Origin of the sequence: Bacillus capparidis (assembly GCF_017832095.1) — a bacterium.
Lineage (GTDB): Bacteria > Bacillota > Bacilli > Bacillales > Bacillaceae > Bacillus > Bacillus gobiensis.
The window spans coordinates 144329-163748 of record NZ_JAFDST010000002.1; the positions used below are offsets into that span (position 1 = coordinate 144329).

General features: G+C 41.5%; 16 protein-coding genes. 6 read left to right on the top strand and 10 right to left on the bottom strand.

Annotated elements, in window-relative coordinates; genetic code table 11:
• Positions 1–15: 15 nt before the first annotated feature.
• The 5 genes from JOC74_RS07805 to JOC74_RS07825 all read right to left on the bottom strand — a co-directional run bounded on the left by JOC74_RS07805 (position 16) and on the right by JOC74_RS07825 (position 6230).
• Positions 16–834: a sulfite exporter TauE/SafE family protein gene (locus JOC74_RS07805; RefSeq protein WP_098945309.1), complete on the bottom strand. Its 819-nt coding sequence runs from the start codon at positions 832–834 to the stop codon at positions 16–18.
• Positions 835–853: 19 nt separating this feature from the next.
• Entirely contained in the window at positions 854–1705 is an 852-nt protein-coding gene (locus JOC74_RS07810; RefSeq protein WP_053604046.1) for a DUF72 domain-containing protein, read from the bottom strand.
• A gap of 713 nt (positions 1706–2418) precedes the next feature.
• The gene (locus tag JOC74_RS07815; protein WP_053604047.1) at positions 2419–3729 is read right to left on the bottom strand and encodes an allantoinase; all 1311 of its coding nucleotides are present in this window, start codon (positions 3727–3729) and stop codon (positions 2419–2421) included.
• A 2-nt stretch (positions 3730–3731) separates the two neighbouring features.
• Positions 3732–4964: a (S)-ureidoglycine--glyoxylate transaminase gene (locus tag JOC74_RS07820; protein ID WP_053604048.1), complete on the bottom strand. Its 1233-nt coding sequence runs from the start codon at positions 4962–4964 to the stop codon at positions 3732–3734.
• 15 nt (positions 4965–4979) lie between these two features.
• Complete coding sequence (locus JOC74_RS07825) at positions 4980–6230, bottom strand: M20 family metallo-hydrolase (RefSeq protein WP_053604049.1); 1251 nt, start codon at positions 6228–6230, stop codon at positions 4980–4982.
• Between the two features lie 192 nt (positions 6231–6422).
• Between JOC74_RS07825 and JOC74_RS07830 the strand changes: the two genes are divergently transcribed.
• The 5 genes from JOC74_RS07830 to JOC74_RS07850 all read left to right on the top strand — a co-directional run bounded on the left by JOC74_RS07830 (position 6423) and on the right by JOC74_RS07850 (position 10616).
• Complete coding sequence (locus JOC74_RS07830) at positions 6423–8018, top strand: PucR family transcriptional regulator (protein WP_211086113.1); 1596 nt, start codon at positions 6423–6425, stop codon at positions 8016–8018.
• Between the two features lie 97 nt (positions 8019–8115).
• Positions 8116–8664 carry a 2-oxo-4-hydroxy-4-carboxy-5-ureidoimidazoline decarboxylase gene (gene uraD, locus JOC74_RS07835; protein ID WP_148564330.1) on the top strand — a complete coding sequence of 183 codons (549 nt, stop codon included), beginning with the start codon at positions 8116–8118 and terminating at the stop codon, positions 8662–8664.
• Positions 8665–8674: 10 nt separating this feature from the next.
• A complete protein-coding gene (gene uraH, locus JOC74_RS07840; RefSeq protein ID WP_053604052.1) occupies positions 8675–9028 on the top strand; it encodes a hydroxyisourate hydrolase in 354 nt (117 codons plus the stop codon).
• A gap of 299 nt (positions 9029–9327) precedes the next feature.
• Positions 9328–10185: a hypothetical protein gene (locus tag JOC74_RS07845; RefSeq protein WP_225970220.1), complete on the top strand. Its 858-nt coding sequence runs from the start codon at positions 9328–9330 to the stop codon at positions 10183–10185.
• 86 nt (positions 10186–10271) lie between these two features.
• Positions 10272–10616 (top strand): hypothetical protein, encoded by a 345-nt coding sequence (locus JOC74_RS07850; protein ID WP_053606100.1) that lies wholly within the window; start codon positions 10272–10274, stop codon positions 10614–10616.
• Between the two features lie 39 nt (positions 10617–10655).
• Here the strand turns inward: JOC74_RS07850 and JOC74_RS07855 are convergent, their stop codons facing one another.
• The 5 genes from JOC74_RS07855 to JOC74_RS07875 are packed head-to-tail and all read right to left on the bottom strand — an operon-like array spanning position 10656 to position 15925.
• Positions 10656–11180 (bottom strand): 2Fe-2S iron-sulfur cluster-binding protein, encoded by a 525-nt coding sequence (locus tag JOC74_RS07855; RefSeq protein ID WP_053604054.1) that lies wholly within the window; start codon positions 11178–11180, stop codon positions 10656–10658.
• Positions 11171–13414 (bottom strand): xanthine dehydrogenase subunit D, encoded by a 2244-nt coding sequence (pucD, locus tag JOC74_RS07860; RefSeq protein WP_211086114.1) that lies wholly within the window; start codon positions 13412–13414, stop codon positions 11171–11173. Before pucD ends, JOC74_RS07855 begins: the two co-directional genes overlap by 10 nt.
• A gap of 14 nt (positions 13415–13428) precedes the next feature.
• Positions 13429–14274 (bottom strand): FAD binding domain-containing protein, encoded by an 846-nt coding sequence (locus JOC74_RS07865; RefSeq protein ID WP_082363987.1) that lies wholly within the window; start codon positions 14272–14274, stop codon positions 13429–13431.
• Positions 14271–14894: an NTP transferase domain-containing protein gene (locus tag JOC74_RS07870; RefSeq protein WP_053604056.1), complete on the bottom strand. Its 624-nt coding sequence runs from the start codon at positions 14892–14894 to the stop codon at positions 14271–14273. The genes JOC74_RS07865 and JOC74_RS07870 overlap by 4 nt, the downstream gene beginning before the upstream one ends.
• Positions 14891–15925, bottom strand: a complete 1035-nt coding sequence (locus tag JOC74_RS07875) for an XdhC family protein (protein ID WP_053604057.1) — start codon at positions 15923–15925, stop codon at positions 14891–14893. Before JOC74_RS07875 ends, JOC74_RS07870 begins: the two co-directional genes overlap by 4 nt.
• A gap of 332 nt (positions 15926–16257) precedes the next feature.
• On the opposite strand from JOC74_RS07875, the gene JOC74_RS07880 reads away from it, so the two are divergent.
• Positions 16258–18942 carry a tetratricopeptide repeat protein gene (locus JOC74_RS07880; RefSeq protein WP_211086115.1) on the top strand — a complete coding sequence of 895 codons (2685 nt, stop codon included), beginning with the start codon at positions 16258–16260 and terminating at the stop codon, positions 18940–18942.
• Positions 18943–19420: the final 478 nt, after the last annotated feature.

Sequence of the window (19420 nt, forward strand, 5' to 3'; positions counted from 1 at the left end):
TCTCCTTGTAAAGAACTAAAAAATCGCTTGAAAGATCATGCGCAGCCCGATAATGACCAAAACCCATCTCATCATAATGACAAGAATATCGTTTTTAAGCGCCCTGTTAATATACGCACCAAGTTTGCCGCCATACCATGCACCCGGGACTAAACAAAGAGCAAAAAGCCAATTGACATGTCCTGAAGCAATATGAGCGATAGATCCGGTGATAGATGATAAAAAAATAATAAACATGGAAGTGGCTATAGCTACCCTCGGCGGAAACATAAAAAGCAGTATCATCGCAGGCACCATTAATGACCCGCCGCCAATTCCAAATAACCCGCCAAGAAAGCCAACAACTAGAGCAATGCTGATTCCGATCCAAACACGATAGGAATAAGTATATACAGTCCCATCATTCTCCTGAAACGCCCGGATCATTCCGACATGTTTTTTTTCAGCGGATCTTTGATTTCTTTTCAGCATCAACGATAGCGAGATGGCAATCATAAAAATGCCGAACCATAAGGAAAACGAATCTGTATGAAATCCTTTAGAAACATACGCCCCCGCTACGCTTCCTGTACCAGATCCGATAAAAAAAATCAGCCCGCTTTTGTAATCAACAAGTTTATATTTCATATATGATAAAGTAGAAGAAAGGCCGGTAAAAATAATAACAAACAACGATGTTCCGATGGCAATCTGAGGGGTCACATCGTGAAAAGCTGGTACGATTTCTGCCAAATAAGTCAAAGCTGGGACAATCAGAATTCCCCCTCCGAGCCCCACCAGGCTTCCAATCATACCTGCCAATACCCCAAGGATAAGCATAATGATTATTACAATCATGAAATACCTCTTCTCTTTAGCTGAAAAAATCTAGCTGTCTCGGGGCTAAACCCTCATAATTCAGATTTAAAAGGGTAATCATTTCTTTTCCGTTATCTGCTGCATCTCCGCCAGAATTGTTGTTAAAAATAACATATATGTCGCGAGTTTGTCTTTGCAAGGCTTCCAGCTTCTTTTTCCATTCAGTGAGCTCATTCTTATTGTACCTGTACAAATACCGAACCTCCCGCCAGTTTTCTCCTGAAGCGGGTTTTTTCCAGCCTTCTATATTACGTCCATGGAACCGAACGAGCGTTTTTAATTGTGAAGTCGCCTCCAATACTGCAGGCACGCTTCCAACACCTGCTTGCGGCTCATCACATATGCTATGGATCCATTCTTCTTTTTTCATAAAATCCAGCGTTCTTTTCAAAAATGAAGGGGAAAACCAAGACTGATGCCGGAATTCAAGAGCACAAGGCATATCACCCATTTGTTCCCTGCACCATCTTAAATAAGCAACATTATCTTTCGTGCAATCAAACCATGGAGGAAATTGAAAAAGGACCATCGCCAGCTTACCAGCATTTATGTAAGGAACGATCGATTTCTTAAAATGATCAAACATTTCTTCCTTTGACTCGTAAGGGATTTCTCCTCTTTGATGACCAGTCATTCCCTGATAGGCTTTTATTATAAATTGAAAGGAATCAGGTGTATCTTTTATCCATTTTACACTATTTCTCTCCGGCGGAATGGCATAAAAGCTTGAATCAAGTTCAACGATAGGGAAATTGGCGGAATAATGAGCCAGTTTGTTTTTACTGTTAAGTCTCGCGGGATAAATGCTATCGTGATCTCCCCAGCCTGACAAGCCTATGTAAATCAATCTGTATCACCTCTAAACTTAGTTTATCATACGATTTTCTAAGAATCTTCTAATAAGGATAAAGGTACAGCTCGAAATTTCATGCTTATCATAGCTTGTCCAATTTTCGAATTTTCTGGTTGTGAAGGACAAAAAATGGCGCAAATGAGACAGAGGAACATCTTTCATTTCGGAATGTGAAGGACAGAATGGCGCAAGGGAAACAGAAATATGTCCTTCATTCGGGTTATGAAGGACAGAATGAAGTAAAAGTGCTGGAGAAATGTCCTTCATACCGGTCACGAAGGACAAAATGACGCAAGGGAAACAGAAATATGTCCTTCATCCGGGTTGTGAAGGACGAAATGGCGCAAGTGATACAAAAAAATGTCCTTCATTCGGGTTATGAAGGACAGAATGGCGTAAGTGAGGCAGAGAAATGTCCTTCATTCGGGTTATGAAGGACAATATGACGCAAGTGAGGCAGAGAAATGTCCTTCATCCGGGTTGTGAAGGACGAAATGGCGCAAGTGATACAAAAAAATGTCCTTCATTCAGGTTATGAAGGACAAAATAACGCAAGTGAGGCAGAGAAATGTCCTTCATTCGGGTTATGAAGGACAAAATGGCGCAAGTGATACAGAAATATGTCCTTCATCCGGGTTGTGAAGGACATCATGAAGTAAGAGTGCCGGAGAAATGTCCTTCATAACCCCCACTGTTTGAAGGTTTGTTCAAGTCAGGTCGGAGTATACTAGCTTGCCTCTTGTAAATGTCGCATTAATTTTGCATGGAAACGAATGATCTTCATAGAGTGAGACTTTATGCTTTGCATACATGTTTTTCTTTGCCACAGTAAATTGTTGGTTCAGATCAACAATAGTAAGGTCTGCATCATATCCAGCTTTGATTTTTCCTTTTTTCTTCCCTAATCCGAAACGGTCTGCAGGAGATTCCGCCGTCCAGTATGCGACCTTTTCTAACGGAATATTGTACTTAAGCGCCACCTCAATAACACTCAATAGCGTATATTGCCCGCCGCTGATCCCTCCCCATGACTGAAACATGTTTTCTTCGTTTTTCATTTCAGGAGGACACGGAGAATGATCAGAGGAAATCATATCAATTTTGCCTTCAATGAGTGCTGAAACCAATTCATCTCTGACTGGCTTTTCTCTAAGTGGTGGAGCACACTTTGCTCTTGACCCTATTGTTTTTAGATCATCATGGGTAAACAGAAGGTAATGAGGACAGGTCTCAAGGGTGACATCCATTCCTTCCTCTTTTGCTCTCGTAATTGCCTCAACGGCTCGTCCACTGCTGATGTGGACAAAATGCAGCAGGCAGCCGCTTAGCTTAGCAAACTGAATAGCTCGTTCAACCGCTTCTACCTCTGCTTCCACTGGTCTCGAGGCAGCATAGGCATCCGCAGATACATCACCCTTCTTTTCAAAAATCGACTGCATGACACGGGTGATCACATTGCTTTCTGAATGGAGAGCTAGTATTTTATTATGCTTGGCGATTTCCATCATGCCTAGCAAAAGCGTCTCATCATCAACCGCTTCGAATTCCTTGTTCCCGGATTCAGAAAGAAACGCTTTAAAGCCGATCACTCCAGCTTCGGCAAGCCCTGCAATTTCTTCAAAGTTTCCAGGCACAAGTCCTCCCCACAAAGCAAAATCAACAACCGATTTTTCGTTAGCGATTTTCTTTTTTTCTTCATAGGCTTGCACAGAAGTCGTTGACGGGATTCCGTTTAAAGGCATATCAAAAAATGTTGTACAGCCTCCCGCAGCAAGCATCGCCGTTCCTGTTTCAAAACCTTCCCAATGCTCGCGGCCAGGTTCGTCAAGATGTACATGGCAGTCTACCGCCCCGGGAAAGACATAAAACCCTTCTGCTTTAAATACGTCTAAGCTGTCTTCTTCGGAAAGGGAGCCGATTTCAGCTATGACTCCATCATTAATTCCCACATCTGCAGAAATAACTCCATCTTGTGCAACAATCTGTGCTCCTTTAATTATTAGATCATAGGGCTTCATAGTTACCCCTCCCTTTTGTAAAAAGAAAGAACCGTTTGTATGGCATCTCCAGCTTTAATTGCTGCTCCATGATAAATTAACGCTGCCTCAAATGCGGCAAGGACAAAAAGAACATTTTTCTTCTGGCAGCTGTAGCCCATCGAACCGATACGCCAAATTTTCCCTTGAAGAGGCCCGAAAGAACTGGCAATCTCAACGCCAAATTCAGATAGCATCAAGCTTCTGACCGAGTCTGCATCTATCCCTTCCGGAACTTTAATACAGGTGACTACCGGGAGCTTTTTCTCTCCTTCAACAAATAGTTCGAGTCCCATCGCTTTTATTCCTGCTATAAGCGCCTCTTCATGAAGACGATGGCGTTTAAAACGATTTTCAAGTCCTTCCTCAAGAACAAGACGAACGCCTTCGCGAAGCGCATAAAGCATTGTCGTAGCCTCTGTATGATGATTAAGCCGTCTTGGGCTCCAATAATCCATTAACTGGCTGATATCAAAATAATTGCTCGAAATCGGAGAATGCTTTCTTTCATAGGCATGATCGCTTTCTGTCGCGATACCTTTCTCTACTTTTTTTCGAGAATTGATGACAGCTTCGACTCTGTCATTAAAGGTTATCGGGGCCATTCCAGATGGAACGGACAGGCACTTTTGTGTTCCGCCAATTACAGCGTCCAGGCACCACTCGTCCGTTAATACTTCTGTACCGCCAATTGTTGCGACCGCATCAACAATAAACAGGGCATCCAAAGCACGGCACGCGTGACCAATCTCTTTTAATGGCTGAATTGCACCTGTTGAGGTTTCCCCATGCACCATTGCGACAATTTTCGGTTGAACCTGTTTGATTTGCTCGATTACATCTTCGGGGTTAAATACGTCTCCCCACTCACATTCCATGATGTGGATGTCTGCTCCGTATCTTTCGCAAATTTCGGTGAGAAGATACCCGAACCGTCCGTAAATCGGGATCAGCACCTTGTCACCTTTTTCAATTACGCTGGACAAGACCGCTTCCAATCCGGACCTGGACGTCCCGTCAATCGGAAAAGCCCACTTATTTGAAGTCTGAAATACGCCTCTTAGCATGTCCATCGTTTCATTCATCATCTCGGTAAAAGCCGGATCAAATTGCCCCAATATCGGCGTGCTTAATGCACGTAATACTCTCGGATCCGCTTCTACCGGACCTGGCGTCATAATTGTTCGTTTCGGTGCACAAAGCTCCTTATATGCCATTCTTTATTCTCCTTTCTATTCATAGGCTAATTGATATAACGCGGATGTCAGCAGCTTGCAGCCAGACGTTAAATCCTCATTGTTCGTCCATTCCAACGGAGAATGGCTAATCCCTTTATGACTTGGAACAAATACGAGCATCGTCGGACAATAAGTACCGAATACCTGTGAATCATGCCCAGCCCCGCTTGTCATTTCTTGATAACTGATATTTAGAGCGTCCGCCTCTTCGGCAAACAGCTTTTTCAAGTCGGCATTCAATGGAACAGGCTTCACATTCGTCCATTGGGAAACGGCCATTTTTACTTCTGACTGATTAGAAATACGTTCAAAGGCTGCAAATAAATCATGAGAAAATTTCTCCAGCAAATCTTCGTTATGATGCCTGATGTCAACCGTAAACTCTGCAGATTCAGCAATGACATTCGGAACATTCGGTTTTACGCTCATTTTCCCGGCTGTTGCCACAAGGTGCGGATCTGTTTTTTTCGCTTCCTTCGTCATGTAATAAATGCATTCTGACGCAGCGGCGAGAGCATCTTCCCGATTTTGCATCGGGGTCGTACCTGCATGATTGCTTGCTCCCTTTATTGTCACTGTATATCTTTTTTGGCCAACGATATCTGTAACCAATCCAATTGAATTCCCAGATCGTTCAAGAACATTCCCCTGTTCAATATGAAGCTCTAGAAAGCATGTAATATCATTTCGATACGGATCTGGATGCATTCTTTTACCAAAGCCGGCCTCGTGCATCGCGGCTTCCAGGCCTACACCTTCCGCGTCGCGGACAGGCGGTGTTTTTTTAAGGTCATGTACCCCGGTAATATTGCCGGAACCCCAAAAGGTCAGGGGAAATCTGCTGCCCTCTTCCTCACATAAGGAAACGACTTCAATCGTTTTTTTCGGAGGACCGTGATCGGAAAGAAGTTGTGAAACAGCCTGCAAACTCGCAACAATTCCAAAAGCTCCGTCAAAACGCCCTCCATTCACGACAGAATCTACGTGAGAGCCGGTTAAAATGGTTGCTTGAGAATCTTCTGTTCCCTCAATTCTTCCAAACAGATTCCCCGCGTCATCAAAATATGCCTTAAGACCGTATGACTCCATCAATTCATAAAGAGCCAGCTGTGCATCCTGCCACTCCTTTGAATATAGCAATCTGGTCACGCCGTTATCTTTTGTCTTTCCGTAGGAAGCGAGCCATGACAGCAATTGATCCAACTGTGGTTTATCTCCTCTTAATGTATCAGATGAGAAGCTCATTTCCTCACTTCCTTTCATTTGTTGTTACATTATGTGACAACTTTATGTATTAGATTTAGTTTACTGTTAATATATAAAATAATCATTAGCAAATTCGTTACTTTTTTTTATATTCATTGTTTATTTTAACTAAAAAGATGAAAATTATGAGATTCGTATGTTACTTGTTAGAACATAGAAAAGGAGAACGAGATGAACATTATTGATTTGATGCAGCTACCTATATTTAAACAAGCAAAGATAATTGGCGGCTTATCTGGGTCAGGTCGAGAGGTTCAACACGTTAACATGATGGACGCTCCCGATATTACGGATTATCTTAATAAAGGGGATCTTCTTGTGACTACGGCATATCACTTAAAGGATGAACCCGAGCTACTAGGCGATCTGATTATCCATATGTCAAATCGGGGTTGTGCAGGACTGGGCATTAAAACAAAACGTTTTTTGCACCACATCCCCGACTCTATTTTAGAGCTCGCTGATCAGCTCGCTTTTCCGATCATCGACCTCCCTGACCAGGTAAGATTAGCCGACATCGCAAACCAGACCTTAAGTTACATTCTCGATATTCGAACGGGTGAATTGCAGCATGCAGTTTCCATACACAAACGATTTACAGAACATATAATGAGCGGAAAAGGTTTGAGAGCGCTTCTGAAAAACGTTTCCCAGCTGCTGGATTTTCCTGTCCTTTTGGTCGACCATCATTTACGAATCCTTGCTTCATCAACAAACTCAACGAATGTTAGCGATGACCTTGAGAACGGCCTGCAGCAGTTAACGGATGCAGCGTACACATCGTTTACTTTGCTTTCTTCCAAATCTGCCTTTTCCGTTTTTCCAATTTTCACTCATGAAAAAAAATGCGGATATCTTATCGTAGAAGGCTTTATTTCTGTGTCAGATAAACAAAAAATCCTTACGATCGAACAGGCAACCAATGTCATTTCGTTTGAATTGATGAAGGATAATGCACTAAAACAATATACGAAAAGAGCACGAAATGAGTTCTTTAGCAATTTTGTCGAAGGCGTTTTTTCTTCCGAAAGCGAAATCGAAAATCGCGGAAAAGAACTGAATTTAAAAAGAGAACAAAAATATTTATGTGTCGCAGGAAAGCTTGACCGCAAGCAATCCGACGCAAGCTTCATTGAAAATCAGATCATAACGGATACCGTATTTGAATTTTTGGAAGGGCGCTTGTCTTCACTTTCTCTTCCGTCACATTTTTTTATGAAAAGTGATATTGGCGTCCTATTGATCGAAGCTGGTGAATATTGGGGAGAAGAAAATACCGTCGTTTCTGACTGGTTAAAACAGATGCAAAACGATATAAACAGACTGTTTCGGCAAACGATATCTTTCGGAGTCAGTAACGTATGCCACGTGCTGCTTGATGTTCCCGAATCCTATTCGGAAGCGACCGATGCTTTGCAAACAGGCTACCTTTCCGGAAACTCTCAATTTGTTCAATTTTACCATACGAAGGACATTTCAGAGATTTTAAGGATGGTTCCGACTGATGATTTACGAAACTTCTATGCGTTTACGCTGCAAAAGCTCTCAGATCTTCAATATGAGGAACAAAGCTTATTAAACACACTTTCGATTTATTTAGAGACGCATTGCCAAATCTCTGAAACAGCGAAGCGCTTGTACGTTCACCGCAATACAGTGATTTATAGACTGGAAAAGTGTGAAGAAATTTTAGGTGTAAGCTTAAAGGATCCTGACGCTACCTTGCGGCTAAGACTTGCTTTTCGTATACAAATGGTTTTGAAATAACTAGGTTGTATTGTAGAAAACATAAGAAGTTATAGGTGGTTTTATACATGATGTCCAATGACTTCATGCGCCCTATTTACTATGATGAGTAGTAACAGTGAAAGGAGCATCTAAAGTGGTCACTTTATCCGAACTCAATCGAATGTCACCAAATGAATTTTCTGATACGCTTGCCCATATCTATGAGGAATCGCCTTGGGTTGCGATTCTTACGGAGAAACAACGGCCATATTCCAGTTTGGCCGAATTGACTGAAGCAATGAAAAAAATCGTTCAATACTCAGATCGGGAGAAAAAGGAAACTCTTCTAAACAGCCACCCGCGGCTAGGGGATCGAAAACAAATGAGCAATGATTCTGTCAAAGAGCAAAAAAATGCGGGCCTCGCCAGCTTGAATGATGATGAATACGAGCTCTTTCTTCAATTAAATCATGCCTATGATGAGAAATTCGGCTTTCCATTTATTCTTGCTGTTAAAGGCAAAACGAAAGACGAAATTCAACAGGCCATTCACTCCCGGCTGCAAAACGGACGCGACATAGAATTTGAAACAGCTTTAAACGAAGTATTCAAAATTGCCTCTTTCCGATTGCAAGAAAAAATTGATACACAAAACACTGAAAAAGCTGGAGAAGTAAAGAAATAAGGGGGATATTATGGGACAGCTGACAACTCACATTCTTGACTTAACACACGGCATTCCTGCTTCTCGTGTAAAAATCGAATTATATTCTATCGAACAATCAAATAGGTCGCTGCTTGCGAATAGCATAACAAACAAAGACGGCAGGGTTGATAAACCGCTGCTCTCTGAAGAGAAAATGGTTTCAGGAGAATATGAACTGTTATTTTATATCGGCGACTATTTTAAAGAAAAAGAAACACCTTTGCCCGATCCGCCATTTCTGAATGTCGTCTCAGTTCGCTTCGGAATCGCAGATCCGGGCTCCCACTACCATGTTCCTTTGCTCGTTTCACCTTGGGGATACCAGGTATATAGAGGAAGTTAAAAAACAGGAGCGAAAGGAATTATTTCTTTCGCTCCTGTTTTTATTTTTCTTCTGTGAAATATTGGTAATTTATGTTAATGTATGTAAGCTTCATAATTTAATTGAAATAGGGAAAGAACAAATAATATCGTTATGAGGTGTCGGCCATAAAAAAACTGCAAATACCAATCTTACTTGTGGTGCTTCTCACTTTAATGGGAGGCAGCTACTTTATACTACGTTTGGATAACATTAATAACTCTATTGTAATATTAATAACTTTGAGCCTAATTATTCTAACCCCGATGAGCATCTATTTTTTGTTGATCCGTCCAAGACCTTTGCCAAAATTATTGTCATATCTTTCATTTCTTTTATGTTTAGCTGCTTCTTATTATATTATCCCTCTTCCGCACAAAGGTTTTTTTAATCATATCTTGGTTTGGCTCTTACCTGTTTTAGAAGTTTGTGTCATCATTATTGTAATTTATACGATCGTTAAAACTATAATCCTTTATAAAACAAATGAAAACAGTGATTTTCTTGATGCTGTTAGGAAGTCACTTGAACCAAAGTTAGGAAAAGGCCCGCTATTAGAAATAGTCTTAACAGAACTTAGTGTATTTTATTATTCTATAGTCGTGTCGTTTAAAAAGCCAAAAGTACAATCGCAAGGAGTCTATCCCTATCATAAATCTTTACAGTTAAAGATCGTTACCATCGTATTTTCAATCCTGATTGTTGGAGAAGGCCTGCTATTTCATTTTCTTATTCAAATATGGAATGATATTGCTGCATGGATTTTTACAGTACTGAATATTTACGCTCTACTTTATATGATAGGACATAATAATTCTATAAAATATTTACCTCATGTTATTAAGAAAGGTAAACTCATAATTCGTCTAGGATTTCAGAGCAGCATTGAAATAGATATCAAAAATATCATAAGCATAAAACATGCAAAAGAAAGTGAACTCGGTGCTAAAATACCTAAAGATACATACATTTCTTTAACAAAGCTTGATTCTCCACAGTTTGAACTCACTTTAAAGGAACCAACATTAATGAGAGGCTCTTACGGAAAAAATAAATACGTTAATACTGTAGTATTTCGTGCAGATGAACCTCAAAAAATGATTAAAGAGATAAATTCAATAAGAAATTTATCACCCTAAAGATTAATCTTCGAAAATTGGTTATGGTTAAAAAAGTTCCTCAAGGGAAAAATAATTCTCAAATTGTTTTTGGCGGAGGAAAAAAATTGTTTATATTCGCTATTGTTTTACTAGCAGGAGGGTTATTTACAATAAACGCTATTTTTGCGTACCAAAGTGAGCATATCAATCCGGCATTTTGGACAACAGTTTGGTATCAGTTTAAGCTTTTACCGGTATTTTTTGCAGCAAACTTATTGATCGGATACGGCGTGAAATTTGCATATCAAGCTTTTGGAAATATGACGTTCACCCTTACTTTTTCAAAAGGCATTGAAATGATGATTTGTTTATTGATTAGTTATTTATTTTTGAAGGAGGTACCGAACTGGTGGACATTGCTCGGTCTGGCTATTATTGTTGCGGGGTTTTGGATAATGAAGTTGAAATGAGAAGCAAACCAGTGAGAGAAAAAACTCTCCCACTAATTTTTATCCAAAAAAACCTGTTTCTCTAAGCTCTTCCCTTACTCGTCTCGCCGCTCGAATGATTCCGCCGTATCCGGTGCATCTGCATAGATTTCCCGACAGGCCTTCTAAAATTTCCTCATCTGTCGCTTCTTCATTTTCTTGAAACAGTGCTTTTAGCGCTATGATCATTCCGGGTGTACAATAGCCGCATTGAAAGCCGCCTTCCTGCAAAAAAGCATTTTGGCAGCAGTCGAGCTCATCTTCAGCAAGGCCTTCAATCGTCGTTATTTCTTTATCAAACGCTTGATAGGCCATCGTCATACAGGAATTAATCAGGCGTCCATCCATGAGTACTGAGCATGCGCCGCATCGGCCGATTCCGCAAGATACTTTTGTCCCTGTCAGCTGAAATTCATCCCTCAGTACTTCGACAAGCGGGGTCGTATCTGGTTTTGTAATCACTTTTATCGTTCCGTTTACAGTCATGCTTTTTAATTCTTTTGGGGAGTCGCCCGGTTTTAGCTGTGATTGCTCCTTCATATCCATGCCTTTTCCCCCTTTTCATCGATTGCGTCAAGAAGCTCTTCTGATGAAATCGGCAGGCGATTGACCCAATATCCGACTGCATCGTGGACAGCCTTGGCGATCGCCGGCGCAACTGCGACCGTCCCTATTTCTCCAACTCCTCTAGGTCCGTAAATATCCCCTTCACATAGCTCCTCAATCGCGTGAATATTTATATCGGGAGGCACATCTTGTATCCCTGGGATCAGATAAGTATCCAAATTTCCCGTCAAGTATCTTCCTTCTGACATCGCTGCTTCTTCCGATAACGTATAGCCAAGCGCCATCATAGCGCCGCCTTCAATTTGTCCGGTATAGCCTTGTTTGCTGACGACAGGACCAGCCGCAACCGCATGCTCCATATCCGTTACCTGAACCATTCCTGTCAGAAGATCAACCTCCACTTCAAGAGCAACCGCGCCAAACGAATAAAGAAAATGCCCTCCTATTACAGGATCAGGAGTCGTAGGAAATTGAAATGAAGTATCGACGACCAGGGAACTTTCTTTAAAGCCTTGCGCTGCAAGCTTTGAAAATGAAATAACAGGTGACTTTTTTTGATAAAGTCCCCCTGGTCCAATCAACAGAGATTCAGCTGGAAGATTGGTAAGTTCAGCGGCTTTTTCAATCAGTTGTTTGATAAATAACGGTTTCATCAGCTGAATCGCCTGCCAAACCATGCTGGTTCCTCTTGAAGCTGTAGATGATCCGGATACAGGTACCGCTTCAGTGTCGCCAATAATAATTTGCAAATCTTCGGTAGAGCAGCCAAGCTCATCCGTTACTAGATTTTCAATGACAGCAAGGATCCCCTGTCCGCATTCTTCAAATCCAAATGAGATCACGATCTTTCCTTCTTCAGATAATGAAAGCCTGCCTCCTGAAGGATCCAATCTTCCGTATCCAAGGCCACCTCCATGCATCGTGATTGCCGCTCCCACCCCCTTCTTTTTAAATGGAGAAGAGGACTTTTTTGAAACATGTAACAACGGAGATTTCGCAATCGTTTCAAGCACATTTGCAGCACCATCTGTAGGTGCAATTCGATGGTTCATCGGACCGGGATCTTTTGCCTCGCGCAAATTAATTCTTCGTATTTGCAGCGGATCCATTCCCAATTTTTCCGCTAAACGATCCATCTGGCTTTCAAGCGCAAACGTTATTTGGTTGCCGCCAAAGCCTCTGAATTCTCCGGCTACTCCGTTATTCGTATAGACAGAAATGCCTTCGGTCAACAGATTCGGAATAAGGTATGGACCAGCGGCATGTTCGACAGAAAAATCAAGCACAGCTGGTCCTAAAGTGGCATAGGCGCCAGTATCGGCAACAATCTTTACGTATTGCGCCTGGATTTTTCCTTCCACCGTCACTCCTGTTTTCATCGTAATTTTCATCGGATGCCGTTTTATTCCCGAACGAACAGATTCTTTCCTCGTTTGATGGATTTTTACAGGCTGCTTCGTAACGATAGCAAGCAATGCCGCGTACGGCTGGATATTTAATTCATCCTTTCCGCCAAAGGAGCCGCCGATTGGACTCGATACGATCCGAATGTCTTCCTCCGGCATTGCGAGTATTCTTGAAAGCTGAAATCGGTCTTTATAGCCATGCTGTGTGCCTGCATAAATAGTGATAGCTCCGTCTTTTTCCGGGACTACCACTCCGCCTTCAGTTTCCATATACGTATGCATCTGCCGCGGCAGATGATACGTTTCCGCTAAAATCAGATCGCTGCTACGAAAGCCCGCTTCCACGTCTCCGTGCTGATGACCAGCTTCATGAAGGATATTTCCATTATCATGAAGCTTTGGCGAGCCGGGCTCTAACGCCTTTTCCGGGTCATCTACCACTTGAAGCGGCTCATACTCAACTTCGATGAAAGACAGTGCTTGAACGGCAATATCTTCAGTCTTAGCTGCCACAGCCGCAATCGCGTCTCCCACATAACGAACCCGATCTTCGCACAAAACAGGCTGATCTGGAAAAACGATTCCAAAACGATTCATCCCCGGAACATCCTTATACGTAATAACAGCTTTCACACCAGGCAACGTGGAGGCACGATCCGTACTTATTGATTTGATCTCAGCATGCGGAAACTCACTTCGTAAAACCTTGGCATAAAGCATGTTTGGAAAAGTCAGGTCTGTCATATATTTTAATGTGCCGGTAACTTTTGTCTTGCCGTCCGGACGAACACGGTTTTTACCATCCATGAATGTTTCCTCCTTCATTGAACAAGCTCAGACATTAAAAGGTTTGCCGCTGCTTTCTTACGGTAATCAGCTGAAAGAAAAGCATCAGGCATTGGCTGAAATTCGGAAATCATCGTCTGATAAATATCCTTCATCATTTCCGGAGCAAGCCTTTTGTTTAACAGCTTTTTTTCCGCGTCATACAAACGCTGTGCCTGGATGTCTGCATGCCCTGCAATCAGACGGATAAAAGAAAATTTTTGCTGATTATCCTTCTCATAGCTTCCGGATACAACGACTGACGACCCTATAAATGCTTTTCGTCGTCCGATTTTATGATAAAAGACCTTCCGATTTTCTTCCCTGGGAATGAGGATTCTCGTTATTAGACAATCCTCACGATTATTCTCCAGCCATTCAGCGAGTGGAGTACGAACATAGCCTTCAGTTGTATATAAAACGATCGTGGCATCCATAACCAACAGCAACGGGATGATATCACCCGTTTTAATTGCGACATTTCCGCCGATCGTTGCTTTGTTTCTGATTCCAGGTGACGCTACATGCGAAACTGCTCGGCTTAAAGCAGGCCATTTCCCTTGTATCAATGGGTTACGCCGACAGGAGCTTAGATTTACGGCAGCTCCCAATGATAAAAAAAGTTGGTCTTCTATCAATTCAGCTGTGATCTCCTGAAGGGGGATGACTTGTTCAAGACTTATCAAATTTTGAGGCTTCATGCCCGTCTTCTCCCATTGAAGCTGAAGCCACGTCGCACCCAGAGCAACACAGCCTTTCTCGCTAAGGGAATGCTTCAGCTCAAACGCTTCTTCTATTGTTTTCGGAACAAAAACCTTCGTTGACATTGATGTTTTATTCAATGGCTTGCTCCCCCCTTTGCCTTTTGATAGTCTCGCGGCGTATCAATATCAAAAAAATTCATCGGATCTTCATGAGCAATCGAGAGTCCTTCTCCTAAGCATCCATTTAAGATAAGTTTTTTGGCGCCTTCGTCTCCTTTTAGCTTCAGTAGAAATGGAAAGCATTCCTTTGAAAAGAGGATTGGTGGTCGAATATCGTTTTTGAGTTTCGAAGCTACATACGGTAGAGGTTTTGTACGGCTGGAGTATGTTGACAGTAATCGATTGATGAGCGATACAGAGAGAAACGGCTGATCCGCAAGCATAATTATGATACCGTCAGCACCCATTTCTGCTGCCTTTTTCACACCGCATACAATGGAATAAGACTGTCCCCTATCTGCATCATCACAGCACTCAACGCTCCATTTTTCTTGATTGTTTAGCAGACTCGGATCGACCCAGGCAGCGTGAGGCGTGCTGCTGTTTTCAATTACAATGACTTGATCAAGCTTTGACTGAATCGCTGCCTTTAAGCTTAAACTCCCGAGTGTAGTGCCTGACAGCGGGAGGGCAAGTTTATATAGTCCCATTCTCGTACTTTTTCCCGCAGCTAAGTAAATCCCGATCATTGCCTTCATATTCTAATCTGCTTCTTGATTTGAGAATTTTTTAAGCTATTTCGATTTTGCAGAATTTCAGCGATAACGGCTACGGCTATTTCTTCAGGTCCTTCAGCCCCTATTCGTAATCCGATCGGGCTAAAAAAGTGAGCAGGAGGCACCTTTCCTTGAAGAAGCCTCTCGGTCCGCCTGCTCGATCCAAGCAATCCGATGTAGGCGACTCGCTGATCCAGCATATATTCCAAAATGGCTTGGTCGTGCTGAAAATGATGGGTAGCGATAATGATACTGTCACTTTCTCGAAAGGAGATCTGCTTAAGTGCATCGGCAGGGAAACCTGCGATCAGCTTATCTGCTCTTGGAAAATTAAAAGTATTGCACAGCGCAGATCGCCAATCAGAGACAATGACCGAAAAGCCTGAAGTTGAAGCCAATTCAGCAATCGGTATCGTATCGATCCCCGCTCCGAACAAGAATACCCTTGGCTTTGGCTCACATCGCTGGATGTACGTTGTGCCATCATCTTTTTTTATGAGAACCGTTTTGCTGACTTTTGCTATTTGCTCTCTTTCATATGTGGAGAGCTCTTTATTCCATACGCCAAATTCTTCAGTTTCCGTTAGAAATAAATAGTCTGTGACTTGATTTTTATCATTCAGCTTTTTCACCATCGTGACCGGACTGCCTTTATGAAATGCCGATTTTACTTTTGCTAAATTCAACTTCAGCTCAGCATCAATCCGTTCAAGCAGAACGTACACAACACCGTTGCAGCCGACACCTAAGCCCCATGAAAGATTGTCGTCACTGCTCATATCGTAGGCAACTAGCTTCGACGAAAATCCTTTCGGAAGCTGAATCGACCTTTCATACAAATCTTCCTCCAGGCAGCCGCCGCTTAAAACACCTGTTCTAGAACCTCCCTCTTCCAAGAGCATCATCGTTCCTGCTTTACGATAGGAGGAACCGTCCACGCGAATAATCGTCGCAAGCACAGAATCTTCCGTTGTGTAATCCAGAGCATTCAATATTTGATGAATCGTATCCATAAATGAACCTCCAATTGCACTTGCTGTGTTGGTTACTTTTATCTATAAAACTATATTTTTTTAGTTAACTTGTATAAAATCATAAAGCAGATCATCCGGAAAAACATGTATGATGTGAGATTATATTACATTGCAATCAGAAAAATTCGAGAATAACATTTTTTAATTGCATTATGTTACATTATAGAAAAACTACTTAGTTCGTTCTGTTTTGTACAAAATGCATTAAATTGAAAAGGAAATGAAAACTTGCCGCAACTTATTTTTGATACACTAATAGGTAAGCATTCTTTTTTATACGAATGACATAGTCGAAAAGCCCGGAGGTTACCATGACTTCACAATTAATTAATAAAACATTTTATAAATCATTTATAGACGAGCACGAAACAAAGCATCCCATTCTTGTGCTGGCTGAAAATCATCTGGCCGAGCGTCAAGAGGAGTCAAACGACTTGAGTGCTGTACGGTACGCCCAAGGAGAGGTTTATTTTCATCACAAGGATTATGAAGCAGCTATCTTCAAATGGGAAAATATTGAGGGCGAGCTCGGGAATTGGTCCCGGAAAAATATTGCCGATTCATATTATGAGCTTAAAGACCTGACATCGGCAGAAGACATTTACACATCGATAAAAACCGACGATAAAACCCTATTATCAGAAATCTATTTAAAGCTCTTTTTCCTTTACCAAGAAAGAAATAAGACAGATCGTACATACGCGATATTAAAAAAAGCACTGCATCTGGATCCTGATTATCCAATGGTAACTGAACTGGCCCGCCGTTTTTATGAGGAGGAACGGGATGATCAGAATGCGACCGAGCTTGCAATAAAAGAAGCGATTCGCACAGAGGATATTCAATGGTTCCATGTGCTAAAAGAGTATGTCGAGCAAGAACGAGCTGGGACTGCTGCGCCGGAAGATTTCTATGAGGTGCTGATCGTGCTTTACAGAATAGATCAGCGGAAATTTGTCCAGTTAATTGCTGCATTGTGGAACCACTTCCGCCTTCAAGGCTCAATGTTCCCTTGGTTAGAAACGGTAAACAATATTTTCTTAAACATTGAAGTGCAGCCATTTGAGTCATGGCAAAGCGTGTCTGCTTTATATAAGGATACTTACTCAAGCCTCATTAACGGACAGTACTACATAAATAAAATTCAGCCTATCGTTCCAACTTTGCTTGTGAATTGGCTCAAAATATCCGTGAAGGAAGAGCAATTACTTGCTGCATCAGCTGTGCTTGCATGGAATGAAATCTCACCTGCTTCCTTTGATGAAAACACGATCCATCGCGCTCAACAGACGATTTCTGACAATCATATTGATGCGGTTTCTGTAGACGATATTAAAGCATTGATAAAGACGATTACGAACTTTGGTAAAACCAATGAATTATCACCTGGCAACCGAAGCTTATGGTGGACCAATAAGCTTACTGAAAAATCGACAAGCTACATTATGCTCGCTGGTTTTCATGAAAATAAATTGATCCATCAGCTGCTTGGAGATCAGATTTTGACTCCGAATTCACAAGCAGCAATCATTTATTCCAGTGAAAATCCTGCAGAAGCACATGAAATTTCCGATCAAGGCATCCGAAAGATTACGAGTTTATCAGAAACAGGTGAAAAAGAGCCGACGAGGTCGGGCAAAGATTTTATTGAAATTCAGTCTCCGAATCTTCCTTTTGATGAAGAGAAAAAGTATGCCTGGATCCACGTTCCAAGCAATAAAAATGCTATGCAGCGCTATTTACCTTTGGCTGACGGGCTTCTTTTCCAGCTGGAAGCAAAAGAAGCATTTAACCTTTCAGAATTGGACTTTCTATTAAATATCCGGGAACAGGACCCAACCTTAGCCATTCATTTTGCTATAACAGGAAAAGACTCGCTTGATGGCTCTGATACTGTAGAATTCCTTCAAGAAACGAAGGGGAAAATTAAAGAATATTTCCCGGATGCAGAGGTATTTACTTTTAATGATCACCATGATTGGAATACCTTTTTGCAGACCGTTGATTCTTCTTTGGCTCGATTCCAAGCTCGCAGACTAAAAGAAAAGCTGTTGTTTATGGCTCAAATTTTGACCAAAGATATTATCAAGAAAAAGGAAGATACAGAAAACGAGTACCTTGATTTAATCAATTGGAACAAGGACATTCTTTCAAGATTGGAAGGGTTCATTTACCACTACAATGACAGAGAAGCTGAGAGTATTCAAGAAATCACCAGCTCATATAAAGGGTTAATTAATGAAACAGAAAAGCAAATGAAAGAAAAAATCCCTGAAATTATTCGTAAATCAACGACACATATGAATGAAAAGAGCGACTTCCGGAAAATTCATATTGAATTAAATAAAAAAATGAATGAAGGGATTCAAGCCTATCTGCAAGACGAGCTTCTCCCATCACTTACCCGCTCTCTTGAAGAATGGCTCAATCAGGCAAAGGCAACACTTTCTGATAGCCAAGTCTATCTAAATGAAATGAGCGATACCTTTAATAGCTTATACGGAAAAGAAAAATTAAAGCTGGCATGTGATTTTCGAATCTTTGAAGATTGGAAACGAGATCTTGGCCGAATGACCGGAAGAGCCCAAATTGAACAGGAAAACATTTTGCTAAGATCAAAACCCGCTCAGCTCTTTCTTAAAGGCGCAGGCAAGCTATTAGGCGGACTTTCCAACCAAAAATCCGTACTTTATAACCAGTACAAAAAATATATTGAAAACGAAAGCTACGAGGAAGTCGCCAATTCAATCACGAGAAAATTTCTTTTGCAATTTGAGCTTTTCAAACAAGCGCTGGAGCACGACATCAACATGTTCTATCAAAATCCTTATCAAGAAATAACTGAAACGATCGATGAAACAAAGAATAACATCGAAACCAGCCAAAACGCTCTTGATACAATAAGGGCAAATCCGGAACAATACACCGATCCGCTGACATTGTTTGACTTAAAACGAACTCAGTATGAATGGCTTGTAAAAGGCTCTGGAAGATGATTTAGGTAAAAGAGGGTGCCTCGCAGGATTTACTGCGAGGCACTTTTTAGTAGGAAAGAAGGAACTAGTGTGCAGGTACGAGCCTATGGAATGAGCGGTTCTACTTGGTTTTTTAAAAAACTAGAATCAGGTTTCAAAATGGGGTAACACCGTCAAAACGCATATTCTATACGTTAAAACTGAAAGACCTAATATATAAGGATTTTATTGCGAACAACCAAAAAGGATTTCTGTCACATCTGCTCGCCAAGGAATTTACTACACAATGCCAATGCATGTCGCTATATCAAAGATTTTAGTAGCGTAGAAAAAATAGAGAACAAGCGCCGTCAGTAGTTAAACAATGATGAAAAGAATAGGTGAACATTTTGCCATCTTCCCTACCTTAACAGCCTTGATCGTGCCTTTCTGCAGAGCAGGCTGGTTACCAGTAAAGCAATGCTAAAAATAGTTCCTAGTATCTGATCGATTAGAAAAA